This is a genomic window from Paenibacillus silviterrae, assembly GCF_030167925.1.
Classification (GTDB): Bacteria; Bacillota; Bacilli; order Paenibacillales; family NBRC-103111; genus Paenibacillus_G; species Paenibacillus_G silviterrae.
This window is the reverse complement of the sequence record NZ_JASKUT010000001.1, coordinates 4,147,017-4,163,171: the sequence shown is the minus strand read 5'-3', so window position 1 is coordinate 4,163,171 and position 16,155 is coordinate 4,147,017. Positions and strand designations below refer to the sequence as shown.

Below are 16,155 nucleotides of genomic sequence, written 5' to 3'. Positions count from 1 at the left end.
AATGAAAAAAGCCCCGCGGATGCTTAGTCTGCTCCGCGGGGCCAGCCCTTGCTTACATTAGGTACGGTTTTTGATTACCCTGGTTCGTGTATTGCTGCTGCGACTTGGCTCCGGCTTGCTCTCGGGAAGAGCCGCCTGCCGACTCGGACCCTTGCTGCGAGGAGCCGAAGCTGTAGCCGCTGCCTTGGCGGTTGTAGGCTTGGTCCTGGCCGCCTTGTCCGGATTGCCCGGATTGTCCGCTTTTCGAAGCGGAGCTTTCCGCACCGTACTTGGCGCCGTAGCTTCCGGTACCGTAGTTGCTTGTGCTGCTGTAGCTGCCCCCGTGGCCGATGCTGCTGGGGGAGTTGTCGCTGCTGTAGCTTCCGGCACTGTAACCGGAATTGTTCTGCTGTCCGGCATAGCTGCCGCTTCCGGAAGCACTGTAGCCTCCGGTGTTATTGCTGCCGTAGCTTCCGGTACCGTAGCCGGTGGTTCCTGAGGCATACCCGCTGGTTCCCACCCGATATTCATCGGTGCTGTCGGTGCCGGAAACAGAGGACTTGCCGTATTCTCCGGTCGTACGAAACTGGCTTGCGCTGCTGGGATTGAAGCTGTACCCTTGCGCTTGCGCTTGACCTTGCCCTTGATTCTGAGAAGCGGACTGAGGATAGCTTGCATTCATCCCCTGCTCCCAGTTGCCGGATTGGTTGTACTCCTGCTGAGAGGAGCTATACCCGCTTGTATAGGAAGGCTGGTATTGAGCTTGCTGCTGTTGCTGATAAGAAGCCTGCTGCTGTTGTCCGTAGCCGTAAGCTTGCGCCACGTTCGCCCCGGCATAAGCATTATGAAGCACCTGCTGTACCATGCCCTGCAGCTTTTCCACGCTTTGAACCTGCTTTTGCATCTCCTGCTGTACTTCCTGCTGCGTAGCCATCAGCACTTTGCCGTAATCCTTCATTTGAGCGATCACATGATACAGCTCCGCTTGATCCTGAAGCGTCTTGTTCGCCAAGCTCACGAAGGTTTGGCGAATCGCAGGATGCGTCGCCTCCAAAGCCGCAGTGGTATACTCACGTGCCGCCCGCTTCAGCTCCGAAAGCAGCAGATTGGCGATATCCTGCTCCTGCAGGTGCATATGTTGCTGTTGTTGCTGCTGGTCTTGCCAGCTTTGCTGTCCACTCCATTGGTTTTGCTGGTACATCCTTACCGCACCTCCTATGTATGTCTTAATGCGTCCATTGCGTTTGCTGCTGCAGCGCCCTAAGCAATTGATCCGAATTTTGCAAACGATCCTGCGCGATCTGGGTAAACTTTTGCTTCAGCTGGGGCGTTTGTGCCTCGACTACCCCTTGGAGGGCTAGCTTGGCAAGCAAATCCTCATTCTTCAAGCTATCCGTTATGTATGCGAGTTCCTTGGAGCTGACGGCGTTCGCTCCTTGCTGCTGCTGTTGTTGCTGTTGACCGGTAAACATGCATACTCCTCCTTTCGATTGACTTTATTATCCTTTCCCTTCTGAGGAAAAATATGTGTGGAAGTCCATTATTTTTTTCGAATCAAATTATGATATATTGGAAATATAGGCAGCTTGGGCCTTGACCTGACATGGGGGGTGGAGATCATCTATGAGAAATCAATTGATTGCGCTTACGCTCGTAATTACCGTGTTTGTCACCGGCATTCATTATACGGAACGGTCTCTGAACCCCGACCCGTCCATATGGCAGGTGAGCCCCACCTTCACCATGTTCAATACGACGCTTCGCGGAAACCCGGAGCAGATCGGCGTAACCGCCGGTGCTATGGAGGCGGGAGTCTCCGGCCTGTACCAGTGGTACTTCTGGAATCAGGAGCAATCCCTCTTCGGACAACCGTTTCAGGTCATGGCCACAAACCGCAAATCGGCTAAGCAGCACCTCGTGTTCGAAGGCAATATCGCACTGCCGAATCGACGCCCGGGTATGGGGCCTCCGCGCGTTATTCGCACCCCCTCCACGTTCTCCCTGCCGACGAAGGGCATTTGGCGCTTGGAAGCAGTGGTTGACGGAAAGAAGCTGGGCAGTGTCGTGGTGGAGGTTTTTTAACCAAACGAAAAAAGCACGGCGAAGGGAGCATCGCGCTTCCTTTTCCGTGCTTGCTACAGATTATACATAGTCGGACAACCGTTCCCGCCATACCTCGTACACAGACATGGCTTCGATCACATCCATATACTCTAAAGCGAGCCCCTTGGCCCTTTCCTCCTTGCCCGTTGCCCGGTACAGCTCACACAACCGCATAACTCCCTGCCAGTGAAAGGGTGCAAAGCGCAGAAGCAGCTCCAAGTGTGTCCGCGCCTCTTCCCAGCGGGTCAACTGAGCTGCCGCCGAAGCAAGCAAATAACGAGACTCTATATTATTCGAACGAAATTCCACGCTTCTCTTGAAAGAGGCATACGCTGACTCCCACTCGTTAAAGTTCAAGTGCGCCTTGCCTTTATATTCATAAGCTTCGCTTAAGAATAAAGCGTTCAGCTGAGCGGCAGCCCGCCATTCGAGCTGCTCGGTGCCACCGAGAATCCGCTCCCGCTCCACACGGAAATCATCATAGGGGATTGCGAACAGCAGCCCGTCCCATGCACCGATACCCGCTTGTGCCGAACGGCTCAGGAAACGGTCGAAACGATCAAGCACAACCCGGTGATTGCCGCTGGCGGACATCGCGCTAAGCAAGTTGAACAAGGGAAGCGCGCTTTCCGGTTCAGCCTCAGCCGCCTGCTCCCAGTCTCTAACGGAAAGCTGAAGGAGCGCCGTTTTATGCTCCGTTCCAAGCGACGGTTCTCCCAATAGAAGCAGCCGAACGCAGGCTTGGGCATTTTTCCGCCGGGCTTCAGCTCCTCCCGCACGGTTCAGCAACAGTTCCATCAGCTGTGACGATCGGCCTTGAGAAGCATAGTACACTTGGGTAAGATGAGCGAATGCCCGTTCCTCCCGCGCGGCATCGGACCTTGGCGACCTCCCCGCCTCCAGGATCCCCTTGCTCTGCAGAAGTCCCCATATTCGGTCCATGTGATGCGTGTAGCTGTCGGTTTCCACAATCTTCGTGTGCCCTGCTGCCGCTATCGCCTCCCGGCCCGCAGGGTCCGATAAGTAGTGAAGGATCAATTGTTCATAATTATTCTCATGGTACGGAACATACTCCTCGAAGGGGACCAGATGCTCCTCAACCTCTCCGTTGCCATCCTCCAGCATCATCAGAGCACCGGCAGCAGGAGCTTCGTATGCCCGCAGATTCATTTCGGATCGGATCGACCGGTTGAATACGATCTTGGAACGGTTCATGACGTCGTTATAGTCTGCGCCGAACAGATTCGTGTCGATCCGTACCCGAACCCCCTTACGGCGCAGTGTACATAGCTTTTTAAGCCAAAGCGAACGCTCCTCCTGCACCTCGTGATTCAAATTCCCGACGATGGAAACATCGATATCCTTTACTGCCGAAGAAACTGGGAAGTGGATGGCCGGGTCATAGCTGTACAGCGGCGCATACGCCGCCTGCCTCAGCCCCCTTCTGCGCAGAAGCTCTGCCCCCCTTTTATCGGTGAAAATCGCATCATATTCGGGCAGCGTACCGCAAACCGTCCCGTACCCCAAATTCCAATCGCTGATTAGCGCTACAAGAGGGACGCGTTCCTCGAACAGGCCGGCAGGATTGGCATGGAACTCGGGAGACCACACCCAAACCAGCTCCGGCTCCCATCCCTCCGGAAGCTGCGTTCGGACCGCCTCCATCGTATGACATCCGGCATTCAGCCTGATCCGGCAGTTCTCTTCCCAGCCGACGGTTATTAACCGGTCGGGGTCATAATGCTTGCCAAAGAAAGCTTTCGCAAACGCATTCGTAAAATGCAAGCAAATCGCGCGCGGCAGCATTACCGGATCCCTCCCCGTGCATAGGCCGCAAAATAATCCAGCGTCCGGCGCAGCCCTTCCTCGAGCCCGATAGCGGGCTCCCATTTCAACAGCCGCTTGGCCTTGGAAATATCCGGTCTGCGACGCTTCGGGTCGTCCTCCATCGGAGGCAAATGCTCTATGGTTCCTTTGTGTCCGGTCAGCCTTAGAAGAATATCCGCCATGTCCCGAACCGTATACTCCGCCGGGTTGCCCAAATTCATCACCTCGCCGATGGCCTGAGGTTCGGTAATGCTGCGTACAATCCCCTCGACCAAGTCGGCGATATAACAAAAGCTGCGCGTCTGGCTGCCATCGCCGTATACGGTAAGCGGCCTGCCCTCTAGGGCCTGCATCGCGAAGTTCGGAATGATCCGGCCATCCTCCGGATTCATCCGGGGCCCATAGGTATTAAAGAAGCGCAGAATGACCGTATCCAGCCCGTATTCCCGATGATGCGCCATTACGAGCGCTTCGGCGAACCGCTTCGCTTCATTATATACAGCCCGGGGCCCTACCGGATTGACGTGTCCCCAGTAGTCCTCTCGCTGCGGGTGCACTTCAGGGTCTCCATAGATCTCCGACGTAGAAGCTAACACATACCGTGCTTGATGCCTTCGGGCCAAATCCAGCGTATGGAAAGTCCCCAGACTGCCTGCCTTCATCGTTTCGACGGGGTGCTTCAAGTAATCTCTCGGGGAAGCCGGGCAAGCCAAATGCAGCACCGCATCCACGGGACCGAGCCTGGACTCCGGCAGCGGAAGACTGACATCGGAGTCGTAGAAGGCAAAGCACGGGTGCGCCATCATCTCTTTCAGGTTGTCTTGACGCCCCGTGATGAAATTATCAACCGCCGTAACTTTCCAGCCGAGCTCTATGAATCTTTCGGCAGCATGCGAGCCGACGAACCCCGCAGCACCGGTAATATAAATATGAGGCATGTTGATTCTACTCTCCTAACATGAATGCTCCTATACACTTACTATAGCAGAAAAATAGGTGAGAACGTGGTACTTTTCACCTAATCTGTCGTATTCAGCCTTCCAACCGCATGGTAGAATAGAAGTACTAGTTTGCGGAAAAACGAGGTGTACGATTTTGAAGAAACGGATCCATTCCAAGTCAACAGCCCCATGGCAAAAGGCAAACGCGCTTCTAGCCGCCTCCTTGTCCGTCGCTCCGGCGTTATTTCCATCCGCCGCGGCTGCGGCTGTGGACACCGTTCCTATTCCGATTCAAGACGTAATCGGTCTGCCGGGAGAATCACTAACGCTCAATCTGGACTATCACTTCGGATCCAGCAGCGGGACGTACCGTCTTGCAGCAATGGACGGCGATACGGCGAAAGCCGTCGTTTCCGGTTCGAGGCTAAATGTATATTTGCAGCATCCGGGGCTGACTACTTTCACAGTGACGCTCGATGGTTCCAGCAAAAGCGACGTATTCCAAGTACGTGTTATGGACATAGGATCAGACCATCGCTACGACGTCGGCGATCTGGTGAAATTTATGTTTGATAACCCCGGCGTCGTCCAAGACAGGACTGCTGTTACTAGACTGACCGGCCGGATTTCGGGTCAAACCGCACATGAAAACCACCCTCCTGTGCCGGTCCAAGCACAATACATAGTGAATTCATACAACGGCTCGTACTTCAATTCGATCAGTTCATGGTTCCAGGATGCCGATGGGGATACACTGCAATACGATGTTAGTGTTGTGGCGCCTTCCAGCGGCCTGGATGCTTATATTGCCGGCGATAGTTTATTTGTTAACGGAGCATTAAGTCAGGATGGAGTGCTGCTCATTTACGCGAGAGACGGCAAGGGTGGGTATTCGCAGGTGATGCTGACGTTAAAGCCCGTTGTGACTTCACCTGTAAACCATCCGCCGACGGTTACTAATGTAACTTACAGCGTTTACGCTCCTGCCGGTGAGGTCCCGGCGCCTTTCCATCTGATGCAGCTGTTCCATGACGCAGATGAAGATCCATTAACCTTCAACGTAAACAGTTCTACACCGGGGGCCCCGCCGGCTTCGATTTCCGGCAGCTATCTGACCTTTAGCGGTGCGGTTTCCGGGGTCGCCACCTATAGCATCAGTGCCACAGACGGCAAAAGCGATCCGGTTACCGCCAGCCTGATTCTCACCCCGGATTCCGCTGCCAATTTACCGCCGGTGGCTGCGCAAAGCTCTATTTCCGGATATTACACAGTCAATGAAACGGCAAGCCAGTCGATCCTCTTGTACAGCAATTTCAGCGATCCTGAGCACGGCTCGCTTACCTTTGAAGTTAATCCTCCTACATCTAATGGCGTATCGGCCTTTGTCAGCGGAGGGATGCTTAGCTTAAGCGGGCCAGGATCCGCTGGGGCGACAGCAAGCTTCCTGGTTACGGCGACGGACCCCGTCGGCCAATCCGTAAGCGCAGACTATCACTTTAAGGTCAACCGGAAACCTACTGTGACGCAAAGCACCTATGAGGTTTATTTGCCTTCGCATCTTAGCGTTCCTTCGACTGAGCTCGATCTGACGGAGCTGTTTGCCGATCCGGATGAGGATGGTTTAACGTTTGAAATCGATTACTCGAATTCCTATCTCCCTTCGAGCGGTTTCGGCGCCTACGTGGACGGGGGCAAGCTTTCATATTACGGTAAATTGAATGGCGCTACTTACTATGCCCGGATCCATGCCAGTGACGGAAAAGGCGGCGAAATCTACAGCGATTACATCTTCCAGCCCAAACCGAACACAGCGCCTACATTTCACTATCCGAATTCGTCGCAAAATATTTATTATACGGTAGGCGACGAGGTAACCTTTGGGATTGCCGGGGATTTCACGGATGAAGACGGCCAAGCTCTGGAATACTCGGTGAGCCTTCCAACTTCAAGTGGCATTACTGCAAGCATTAACGCCAGCAATGAGCTTGAGCTGCACGGCGATACCAGCAGTCCTACCGTCGATATGACCATTACAGCGACGGATCCTTTCGGGCTGCAGGCTACAGGAAATTACACCGTATATGTCAATCATGCGCCGACAGTCAGCGATGATGAGGAGGCCGTTTATTATAACGGAAGCTTGACTACCTTTGATTTATTCGGTTATTTTGCCGATGCGGATGCGAGCTACGGTCAGGCTCTTACCTTTACTGTAACCCCAAGCAACTCCTATGGGGTTAGTGCCTCCATCCATTCGGGTGTGTTGTACTTGAATAACGAGCCGACTCAAGCCGCTACCTTTACGGTAACGCTGCAGGATGCTTCTCCTTTCAACAAACAGGCATCCATGGATTTCACGCTGCTGCCGAACCAGACTCCTGTTTTGAAAATGGCTTCTTCGTATAAGGTCGATACGGACGGAAACAATTGGCCTGCCAACGGTACGCTGCCGCCGACGGGGTATATCGTCGATCTGACGAATGCTTTCGCCGATCCGGATAGCGGAGATACACTCAAATATTCTGTATCTGTTAAGGAGCCTAAAGTGACGACCAATAACGGCCATGATTGGCTTACAGTGACAGGGAACGCGGATCATCCGGGCCTCTATGTAATCAGTACGGGATCCGTCAACACAGGTACGGCTCAAATCGAGATTACCGCGACCGACAGGGACGGAAAGGGGAGAGCGGCCACAGGCACTGTTTCTTTCATCAAAGACGCACTCCCGGTGAAGCCTGCGAACGAGCAAAATATGGCGTCCATCGAGGAAAAACTGATCACGAATTTGGCGGGGCAGTACGGATTCCCTCCGGATACGACATTTCAGGTAATTTCTTCGAATTCGAGCCTTGTTTCCGCTACAATGGTAGGAAATGATCTCAAGCTGAAAACTATCGGCGGTACCGGGACTGCTTATATTACCATTGTTGGAACAACCGGAAACCTAGTCCTTGGCTTCATTGATGAGATTACCGTTATCGTGGGGTCCGGCTCGTCATGACAAGGAACCGTATGCACGATAGAAAACTGGCAGAACAGCACTATGAAGCGATGATCCGGGCTCTGCAGGAGAAGCGATTCGGGGAAGCGGAAGGTCAAGCATTGACGGAGATCCGTAAATCTCCGCTGATTCCGCAGGCTTGGGTGCTTCTAGGTGAAGCCCTGCTGCACCAGGGTTTCGGCTCCGCAGCACGTAAGGTGTTTCACCGGGCGTGGCTTCTCGATCCGGAGGCGGAATGGATTACTGCAGTGGAGCAAGCCGTCCGGCAAGCTCCCGCAGGGCAAGATAGAGCGGATATCGACCAGCTGCTGCATGTGAAGAAGGTTACCGTCACCATCGGCATCATTGCCCGCAACGAAGAGAGATCCATCGCACGCTGCTTAGAAAGCCTCAAGGGAGCGGCCGACGAGATTGTCTTGGTCGATTGCGAGTCGACGGATCGCACAGCGGAGATTGCCGGCTCGTTTCCCGGGGTTCGCATTGTCCACGCGACATGGGAACAAGACTTCTCGGCCTTGCGCAATACGGGACTGGCTCACATGAAAACGGATTGGGTGCTCTGGGTGGATGCCGATGAGGCCCTGCACCCCGAGGATGTGGATGCCGTGAGGGAAGCTGCCGGACTATTCGATGATTTCCCGATCCCTCCCGTGCTCTATATTTGGCAGGTCAACTCCATTAACGGCGCGGTTCGGCACGAGATGTCGCAGACCCGCATGTTTCCGCTGCGTTACGGGTTAAAGTATTATGGGCGAGTTCACGAGCAGGTCGGCTCGGGAAGCGGCGGCGTCTTCTCCGGGCAAAGCTACCGTAAGCCGGTACGAATCCGCCTCCTGCATGACGGGTATGAGCCGACGGTGATTCAGGCCAAGGATAAGCTCGCGCGAAATCTATCATTGCTCAGAATCATGGTGGAGGAAGAGCCGGACAACCCCGGCTGGTGGCTGTTCTACGGGCGGGAATCGTTATCAGCCGGATTGCCGGAGCAAGCCGAGGAGGCGCTTCGTAAAGCGGAGGCCCTCGGAAGGGACAATTCCGCTTTCGCACGGATGCTTGATGTCTACATGCTTCAAGCTAAGCTTTATCTCGGTAAGCGGGAGTGGGATCTCACGGAGGGCGCTGCTTTAAGAGCCTTGGAGCTCCATCCGCAATTTCCGGACGCGAAATTTTACTTGGCTGCAGCCAAGCTGCATCGGGGCTACGCCCTGTTTCATGAAGCGGAGGGGCTGCTCCGGCAGTCTAAAGCTGATTTCGCCTGCTACCGCGGAACGGTTACTCCCGACCATGAAATCGCCAAGTGGAAGGCGGACGTATCGCTCGCCGATATCGCCCGGTCCGTGGGCAAATTCGGCGATGCTGCTCAGATCTACAGATCGGTGGCGGAACGCTACCCTTATGCGGCAGAGCTGCAGAAGCCACTCAGGCTGATCGAGGAACAGCGGCAGAAGCTGTGATCAACGAACGCTAGGGATCTTACCACACTTCAAGGTAAGATCCCTTTTTTTGCTTTCGCTTAATCCCGCTCCATCGCCGTCTCTCCTGTACGGGTGATCTCGATGATCCCATACGGCTCGAGCAGTCGTAACAGGGCATTATTTTTACCCTCGTCCCCCACGATTTGAATAATGACAGACTCCATGGCTACGTCGATGACAGCGCAGCGGAACGTTTCTACCATACCGAGAATCTCCTGCCGCTGATGCGGCTTGGCCGACAGCTTGACCAGGAGAAGCTCCCGCAATATGACGACATCGGGATTTAGATGGACTACCTCAATCACATCAATCAGCTTCGCAGCCTGCCTGCACATCTGGATCAGCTCGGCGGACTCCCCGTTCAGTATCACAACCATCCGAGAAATCCCCTCTTGCTCAGAACCCCCTACCGTGATGCTGTCAATGTTGAAGCCTCTCCGGCTAAGCAGCCCGGCTACCCGCTGCAGCACTCCCGGGGAGTCGTTCACAAGGAGTCGAATCGTGTGTCTCCGTCTCATGGGCGGCTCACCTCCAAAATCATATCCCGCAGCGCCATCCCCTGGGGTACCATCGGCAGGACAAGCTCATCCTTATCGACAACGAACTCCACCAATGCCGCCTCCTTCGTCTGCAAAGCCTGCTGCCAGACTTGCTCCGCCTCAGCTGCGGTAGACGCTCTCCAAGCCTTCACCCCGTACGCTTCGGCAAGCTTTACAAAATCCGGACTGCCTGACAGATCGATATGGCTGTATCGACGATCATACACAACCTCCTGCCACTGCTTGATCATGCCGAGATTCTGATTGTTGATGACGACAATCTTAACCGGAAGCCGATGCAGCGCACAGACGGCAAGCTCTTGAGCACACATCTGCATGCCGCCGTCTCCGTTAATGGACACCACAAGCCGATCCGGTCGGCCGATCTGGGCGCCTATCGCGGCTGGGAAGCCGAAGCCCATGGTCCCGAGTCCCCCGGAGGTGATGAGAGAGCGCGGATGCTTGAAACGGTAAAACTGTGCCGTCCACATCTGGTGCTGCCCGACATCGGTGGTGATGATGGCCTCGCCGTCGGTTGTCTTGGAGATGAGTTCGATGACGTATTGCGGCTTCAAGCTGTCTTCGGATTGCTTGTACCGCAGCGGCTTCTCCTCCTTCCAGCTTGCACATTGGGTAATCCACGGACCGAAGGCTTCCCGACGGTTGTACGCCTCTTGAGAGATCAGCTCGTTCATCGCAGCAAGCGCCTGCTTCGCATCCCCGCGTATCGGAAGCAGCGTCGGAACCAGCTTACCGAGCTCCGCGGCATCGATATCCACGTGCGCAATCCTTGCGTTAGGAGCAAAGCCCTCCAGCTTCATGGTGACCCGGTCATCAAATCTTGCCCCTACGGATAACAGCAAATCGCAGTGAAGCAAAGCTTGGTTGGCCGCGTACGTGCCGTGCATCCCCGGCATTCCGAGCCATAAGGGGTGATGGCCAGGAAATCCACCCAAGCCTAGCAGCGTAGTCGTAACGGGAATCTGCGCCTGCTCTGCCAACCTTAGAAGCTCCTGAGAGGCATCCGCCTGCACCACCCCGTTTCCCGCCAAAATCAGGGGACGCTCCGCTCCTGCCAATGCGTTCATGAGTTCTTCCAAGGCCGTCCTGTCGAGGGGCGGTATCGGCTCATACCCACGGACTACGACAGAGTCAGGGTAATGAAACACCGCCGTATCGGCGGAAACATCCTTCGGAATATCAACAAGAACAGGTCCCTTCCTTCCGGTGCCGGCGAGGGAGAATGCTTCCTTGAGCACACCGGCCAGCTCCTCTACGTTTCGGACAAAGTAGCTGTGCTTCGTAATCGGCTGCGTGATGCCGATAATGTCCGCTTCCTGAAAGGCATCGGTACCAATAAGTGAGGTGGCGACATTCCCGGTAATGACCACGAGTGGTACCGAGTCCATATACGCCGTGGCAATCCCCGTAACCAGATTCGTCGCCCCCGGACCTGACGTTGCGAGGCATACTCCCGTTCGGCCGGTGGCCCTAGCGTAACCGTCCGCCGCATGAATCGCCCCTTGCTCATGTCTTGTAAGCAGATGATGAAAGTCAGGGTTGCCGTGCATAGCGTCATAAATGTAAAGGAGTGCTCCGCCCGGATAACCGAACACGCATTCCACCCCCTCCAGCAGCAGCGATCGCAGTAAGATCTCCGAGCCGGATATTCGTTCCGGCTTGCTCCAGCGTTCCTGATTCGATTGTTGCATTCTTACCTCATCCCTCCCGGCCTGCGCCAATGATCTAGATCTATGCTAGCATTCGGGGCGCTAAGAGGTTACTACCCAATGGGATAGTTTCGTAGTATACTTTCTGTTAAAAACGGACCGGAATAAAAGGAGGGATCGCATGATGGAGTCCAAGGACGGGGCAAAGGCAAGTTCAGCGCCTGCGTCTGAAAACCTGCAATCCTTGCTCGAGCGGCTTGAAGTTCAGAGCTTCACAGGCAGAGTCTTCGAGCTTCAATTGTTTGAACACTTCCTCCTTCCTGTCGAGTCCCGTGCAGAGAAAATCATCAACGTCTACGGAATTGGAGGTATTGGCAAGACGTCCCTGCTGAACCGTTACCGCAGCATCGCGGAAGCCAGAGGCGCTCTGTACCTTCATGCAGACCTGTCCGAGCTGCGCGGCAGTCAAGAGGCTTTTGGTACGTTGTTTGCCTCCCAGCTCAAAGCAAAAACGCAAGCTTCGGATTGGTCCGGCTGGGACCCCTGCATGGAGCAGCTTCATACTGAAGCAAGCCGCCGGAAACTCATTATCGCTTTGGACCATTATGAGGAGGCGGGGGGTCTTGATGCTTGGCTCCGCGAGTGGCTCTTTCCTCAGCTTCCGGTAAATTCGCTTCTCATCATCTCCGGCCGGCAGCCGCTGCAAGGCCCTTGGCGGCTTTCCCCTGCTTGGCGAAGGCTCATTCTACCTCTTCGTTTGGACGCGTTAGACTACGAGAGCATAAAGCAATTTCTCTCAGGGGAGGGAATTACGGAGGAGCAGGTCGTAGATTCTATTTGGCTGCGAAGTCTGGGCCACCCGCTTCTGGCCACCTTGCTGGCGGAAACCGTAAGCCGGCAGGAAGCCGGCCCCATGTCCAATACCAAACAAACATTCGATATGGAGGAGCTGCTGCAGAATTGGTGGAGGGAGACGCATGGTGACGAGCTGCGCGACCTTATCATGGCCGCTTCGGTCGCCCGGTCCTTTCATCAGGAAATGATTTCAGCCATGACCGGGCATGAGCTGCAGCCGGCTCTGTTTGACCGTCTTGTTCAACTGTCCTATGTACGACGTACGGATAAAGGCTGGCAGCTCCATGAGCTGGTCCGCGAGTCCGTACGCAGCAGCTTTCGGGATCGCTCTCCGGAGCTGTTCGATCAGTACAAGGAACGCTCAAGCCGCTATTTGCTGGAACGAATCTCGAGAGCACTAGCCATGCATCGGGATGTAACTTGGGAGGTGGCAGAGCTGCTTGGGCTGGGAGGGAACGCTGTCCTTCGGGCGCATTTCCGTCAAAATGCGGGAATGGACTACTACATGGAATCGGCGGATGAAAGCAGCTTGGAGGAATTGGAGCGGTATATGGCATTCCGCAAGGAAACCCCAGGAGCAAAGCGAATCCTTTGCGCCGATCCTGAAACCGGAGCCCAGTTCAAGTATACGCTTGCGGCAGAGGAGAGCTGCTTGTGGTTAACCTCGACCGATGTTCGGGAGTTATACCGTCACTGCCCCTCCTCCTTAACGCTCATGCGGTCGGCCGACGGGGCGCTTGCCGGCTTTCTGGCGCTTTGTCCGATTTCGGCGGCCACACTGCCGTATCTCGAGCTCCATCCCTTGTCCTCCGCTTACTTCAGCCAGCTAAAAACGGAAGAACGGGAACGATATACCTCACCGCCGGAAAACCCGGCAGGGTATTTTATCTTGATGAGAGATGTCGCCGAGATCGAACGACCGGAGCAGCGGTCGGCCATACTCCAGCCTTTATTCGAATATATGCTGAAGGGGAGTCTGCTCTTTTCCTCTCCGCCGCCTTTGCCCTATTTCAAGGACGGTCATCTTAGTCTCGGTTTTGAAGAGCTTCCCGGGGTCCGCCATACGTTCTATGGGGAAGCTGGGGAAGCGCCCATCTATGTTCTGGACACCCGCAAAGGCAAGCTGATGTCCTACCTGGAAAAGGAAACAGCGCTAAAGCCACCACCTTCGGCAAAAGTACATCAGACAGACCCGCCGCTTCCCTTTACGGACAGAGAACGGGAGGTGGCGGAGCAGCTTGTCCAGGGCTATACGAATCCCGAGATTGCAGTAGCTCTGTATATTAGCGAAGCCGCGGTGAAGAAACACGTCAACAGCATGCTGCATAAAACCGGCTTGAAGAACCGGACGCAGCTCGCCAAATTGATCATGGAGCACCGCGAATAACTCAACAAAGCCGGCCTCTCTTCCATGAAGAGTGACCGGCTTTCGACTTCCTATTGTGCTTTCTCCTCTTGCTTCTTCGGCAGGTCCGCCAAGTCTTGAATCGATTGCAGCGGCACGGCGTAAGCCCATTCTCCGCCCTGCTTGGCGATCCAGACAAGGTCTCCCTCGCTTTTTCCGGTATAGACCGACACAGCTTCCTTGCCTGCCGCATCCGCTTCCTTGATCTCAAGCTTCAAATCCGGCGGGTCAAGCTTTACTTCCGACGCCTTTTTCACTAACTGCTCTGTTGAAAGGAACATGGTCTGGTCAAGATATTGGCTTGCATCCGTCCCCTTTAGCTCCTTCTCACCCAGCTTCCAGTTCGCTTCATGAGGCTTTTTATCCTTATCGGCCTCCGCCCGCACGATCGACCATTTCTCACCTTTCCAGTCTAAGCTCATGCTTTGGACCTGATCATATTGAAGCTTCACCGGACTCTTTTCCATAAAATCGATCGGCTGCTTCGCCAGCGGCGTAACGGAGGAATCACTGATCCGGAATACCTCCGGAGAGCCGCTGAATTTGGCATAAGAATAGCCTTGGATGGCTACCGGGTCCCCGATCGAAAGCGTATGCTTCGTACCGTCCGTAAGCTGAACCGTAAATTCCCGCTTCGGTTTATCGAGCCCGAATTGTGCGAGATCCGTCGGGTTCTCATCCACCGTCTTCTCCTTCGTTAACGCGGCGAACGAATCCACCCAACCTTGAGGGCTGTAGTTGTTCAGCGGCAGATCCGACGGCTTCAACATCGACCAATTGCCTCCAGATTGCTGCATTTCTACCGTACCCTCCTGCGTTATAATGGTGTACGAGACGACTTCCTCCTTTTTCACCGCTGCCAGTGAAGGGCCCGCTTCCTTCTTTTCTTTAAAAAAGTCCTTGCTGGAGGCATACCAGAATCCTCCGATACAAAGCACCACCAGCAGGAATGTGGGGATGAGCCGCTTCATCCTTTTCTCCTCCTCCACCAGATGGTTCCGCCAACAAGAAGGAACAGCAGCGGGAAAATCAGTACCGTACCGTAGAAAATCCAATTGGCATCGCTGCCCACGATCAACGCCTGCTGCAGCTTATCCCCCTCACGCGGACGGATCGTTACCTGATCCTTCTGCTCCTGCAGCCAGCCTACGCTGTTGAGGGCGAAATCACGGTTCCCCTGCAGCTGAATGAATTCATCCGCCAAGAAAATCGAGCCGCCCAGCACGACAGCCTTCGGCTTGGCCTCCTTGTTCTCCACCACATAACCAATGTTGAACGGACCATTCACGTCATTTGCATCCTTGTTGGTGCGATTGCGGACCAGCTGCTCCAGGTCGGTTTCTCCGTATGCGTCAGACGTCGTTCTAAGCACTGCCGTTGCCGGGAAATCCGTATTCGGGTTTTCTGTAGTCAGTGCGATGGTCTGGCTGATAACGGTCAGCAGATCGTACTCCTGCAGCTTCTTCGTAATTTCGTGGTAGCCGTAATCCGGCACGATAGCCAGCGGCCCTAGCATTGGGCTCTGCTTCGGATCGATGGCCACCGCATGCTGATCCTTGATGCCGTATTGCGCCATGATGGCGTCGATATTTTTCCACTTCGTCTTCATGTCCTTGTTGAAGCCTAAAGCGAGATACAGCTTGCCTTTGCCGTTCAAGTATTCCTTAATGACCTCGGCTTCCTTATCCGTCAGGTCGTTCTGCGGCCCGATGATGAACAGCGTCGCCGCATCCTCCGGCACCTTGCCGTCACGCAGCAGGTTCAGATCCTTAATCTCGTAGTTGTCGCCTTCGAGGCCGCTCCGCCAAATGCTCATCTGCTGCAGCGGAATCTCGTTGTGCCCCGACAAGAAGTACACCTTGCGCTTCTCCTTGTTGTTCAGGTTGACCAGCGCCTGCGTCAGCTTCTCTTCCCCGCTGAATTTGTAATCGCCCTGTTGCTGGCCAAATTGGAACATGTCGGCGTAATAGACCGTTTTCTTCTGCGTACCGTTATCCACCACTAGCGTACCGGAAGGATCCACATCGTACTGCTTGGCGACGGTCGGATTTTTGACAATATCGTATTCCTCAAACACCAGCTTGCCGCTGCGCTTCTTGTACTCCTGCACCAGCTCATTCACCTGACGTTTGATGTAAGGATCAGTCTGGTCACTCGTCAGCGAAATGAGGCGCACCTCTTTATCGAGGGCCTGAAGCGTTTGTACCGTTTGATCGGAAAGGGTGAACTTCTTGTTCTCCGTGAGGTCCACCTGCATGCTCTTCATGGAATTCAGAAATATGGTCAGAACGATGAAAATCCCGATCACCGCGAGCGACAGCACCGCTGCATTCGTTCCGCGTATCCACTTGTTCAAT

Annotated in this window: 12 protein-coding genes; 4 read left to right on the top strand and 8 right to left on the bottom strand. The window is 54.7% G+C overall.

The features are described from left to right. Window positions 1-52: 52 nt before the first annotated feature. Together QMO62_RS19150 and QMO62_RS19145 are read right to left on the bottom strand one after the other, a co-directional pair. Complete coding sequence (locus tag QMO62_RS19150) at window positions 53-1,180, bottom strand: spore coat protein (RefSeq protein ID WP_284643386.1); 1,128 nt, start codon at window positions 1,178-1,180, stop codon at window positions 53-55. Between the two features lie 25 nt (window positions 1,181-1,205). Further along, window positions 1,206-1,451, bottom strand: coding sequence for a hypothetical protein (locus tag QMO62_RS19145; RefSeq protein WP_284643384.1), 246 nt, complete (start codon window positions 1,449-1,451; stop codon window positions 1,206-1,208). A gap of 151 nt (window positions 1,452-1,602) precedes the next feature. Here QMO62_RS19145 and QMO62_RS19140 point away from each other — a divergent pair, with 151 nt between their 5' ends. Further along, on the top strand, window positions 1,603-2,061 hold the full coding sequence (locus QMO62_RS19140) for a DUF4871 domain-containing protein (protein WP_284643382.1): 459 nt from the start codon (window positions 1,603-1,605) through the stop codon (window positions 2,059-2,061). 60 nt (window positions 2,062-2,121) lie between these two features. On the opposite strand, the gene QMO62_RS19135 is transcribed toward QMO62_RS19140, so the two are convergent. Together QMO62_RS19135 and QMO62_RS19130 are read right to left on the bottom strand one after the other, a co-directional pair. Next, a complete protein-coding gene (locus QMO62_RS19135) occupies window positions 2,122-3,888 on the bottom strand; it encodes a glycosyltransferase family protein (RefSeq protein ID WP_284643380.1) in 1,767 nt (588 codons plus the stop codon). Then, window positions 3,888-4,847, bottom strand: coding sequence for a UDP-glucuronic acid decarboxylase family protein (locus QMO62_RS19130; RefSeq protein WP_284643379.1), 960 nt, complete (start codon window positions 4,845-4,847; stop codon window positions 3,888-3,890). The genes QMO62_RS19135 and QMO62_RS19130 overlap by 1 nt, the downstream gene beginning before the upstream one ends. A gap of 157 nt (window positions 4,848-5,004) precedes the next feature. Between QMO62_RS19130 and QMO62_RS19125 the strand changes: the two genes are divergently transcribed. Further along, window positions 5,005-7,854, top strand: coding sequence for a hypothetical protein (locus tag QMO62_RS19125; protein ID WP_284643377.1), 2,850 nt, complete (start codon window positions 5,005-5,007; stop codon window positions 7,852-7,854). After that, window positions 7,851-9,308, top strand: a complete 1,458-nt coding sequence (locus tag QMO62_RS19120; RefSeq protein ID WP_284643375.1) for a TPR domain-containing glycosyltransferase — start codon at window positions 7,851-7,853, stop codon at window positions 9,306-9,308. Before QMO62_RS19125 ends, QMO62_RS19120 begins: the two co-directional genes overlap by 4 nt. Window positions 9,309-9,367: 59 nt before the next feature. Here QMO62_RS19120 and ilvN read toward each other — a convergent pair whose 3' ends face one another. Both ilvN and ilvB read right to left on the bottom strand, forming a co-directional pair. Then, complete coding sequence (gene ilvN, locus QMO62_RS19115; RefSeq protein ID WP_284643373.1) at window positions 9,368-9,847, bottom strand: acetolactate synthase small subunit; 480 nt, start codon at window positions 9,845-9,847, stop codon at window positions 9,368-9,370. Then, on the bottom strand, window positions 9,844-11,580 hold the full coding sequence (gene ilvB / locus QMO62_RS19110) for a biosynthetic-type acetolactate synthase large subunit (protein WP_284643372.1): 1,737 nt from the start codon (window positions 11,578-11,580) through the stop codon (window positions 9,844-9,846). The genes ilvN and ilvB overlap by 4 nt, the downstream gene beginning before the upstream one ends. A gap of 139 nt (window positions 11,581-11,719) precedes the next feature. Here ilvB and QMO62_RS19105 point away from each other — a divergent pair, with 139 nt between their 5' ends. Next, a complete protein-coding gene (locus tag QMO62_RS19105) occupies window positions 11,720-13,780 on the top strand; it encodes a LuxR C-terminal-related transcriptional regulator (RefSeq protein ID WP_284643370.1) in 2,061 nt (686 codons plus the stop codon). Between the two features lie 50 nt (window positions 13,781-13,830). Here the strand turns inward: QMO62_RS19105 and QMO62_RS19100 are convergent, their stop codons facing one another. Next, complete coding sequence (locus tag QMO62_RS19100; protein WP_284643368.1) at window positions 13,831-14,769, bottom strand: DUF4340 domain-containing protein; 939 nt, start codon at window positions 14,767-14,769, stop codon at window positions 13,831-13,833. Further along, entirely contained in the window at window positions 14,766-16,154 is a 1,389-nt protein-coding gene (locus tag QMO62_RS19095; protein ID WP_284643366.1) for a GldG family protein, read from the bottom strand. The genes QMO62_RS19100 and QMO62_RS19095 overlap by 4 nt, the downstream gene beginning before the upstream one ends. Between the last annotated feature and the right edge of the window lies 1 nt (window position 16,155).

What these genes read in the sequence shown, in the direction of transcription:
- QMO62_RS19150 (WP_284643386.1), bottom strand. Translation starts at nt 1,180, where the DNA reads ATGTACCAGCAAAACCAATGGAGTGGACAGCAAAGCTGGCAAGACCAG.
- QMO62_RS19145 (WP_284643384.1), bottom strand. Translation starts at nt 1,451, where the DNA reads ATGTTTACCGGTCAACAGCAACAACAGCAGCAGCAAGGAGCGAACGCC.
- QMO62_RS19140 (WP_284643382.1), top strand. Translation starts at nt 1,603, where the DNA reads ATGAGAAATCAATTGATTGCGCTTACGCTCGTAATTACCGTGTTTGTC.
- QMO62_RS19135 (WP_284643380.1), bottom strand. Translation starts at nt 3,888, where the DNA reads ATGCTGCCGCGCGCGATTTGCTTGCATTTTACGAATGCGTTTGCGAAA.
- QMO62_RS19130 (WP_284643379.1), bottom strand. Translation starts at nt 4,847, where the DNA reads ATGCCTCATATTTATATTACCGGTGCTGCGGGGTTCGTCGGCTCGCAT.
- QMO62_RS19120 (WP_284643375.1), top strand. Translation starts at nt 7,851, where the DNA reads ATGACAAGGAACCGTATGCACGATAGAAAACTGGCAGAACAGCACTAT.
- ilvN (WP_284643373.1), bottom strand. Translation starts at nt 9,847, where the DNA reads ATGAGACGGAGACACACGATTCGACTCCTTGTGAACGACTCCCCGGGA.
- ilvB (WP_284643372.1), bottom strand. Translation starts at nt 11,580, where the DNA reads ATGCAACAATCGAATCAGGAACGCTGGAGCAAGCCGGAACGAATATCC.
- QMO62_RS19105 (WP_284643370.1), top strand. Translation starts at nt 11,720, where the DNA reads ATGATGGAGTCCAAGGACGGGGCAAAGGCAAGTTCAGCGCCTGCGTCT.
- QMO62_RS19100 (WP_284643368.1), bottom strand. Translation starts at nt 14,769, where the DNA reads ATGAAGCGGCTCATCCCCACATTCCTGCTGGTGGTGCTTTGTATCGGA.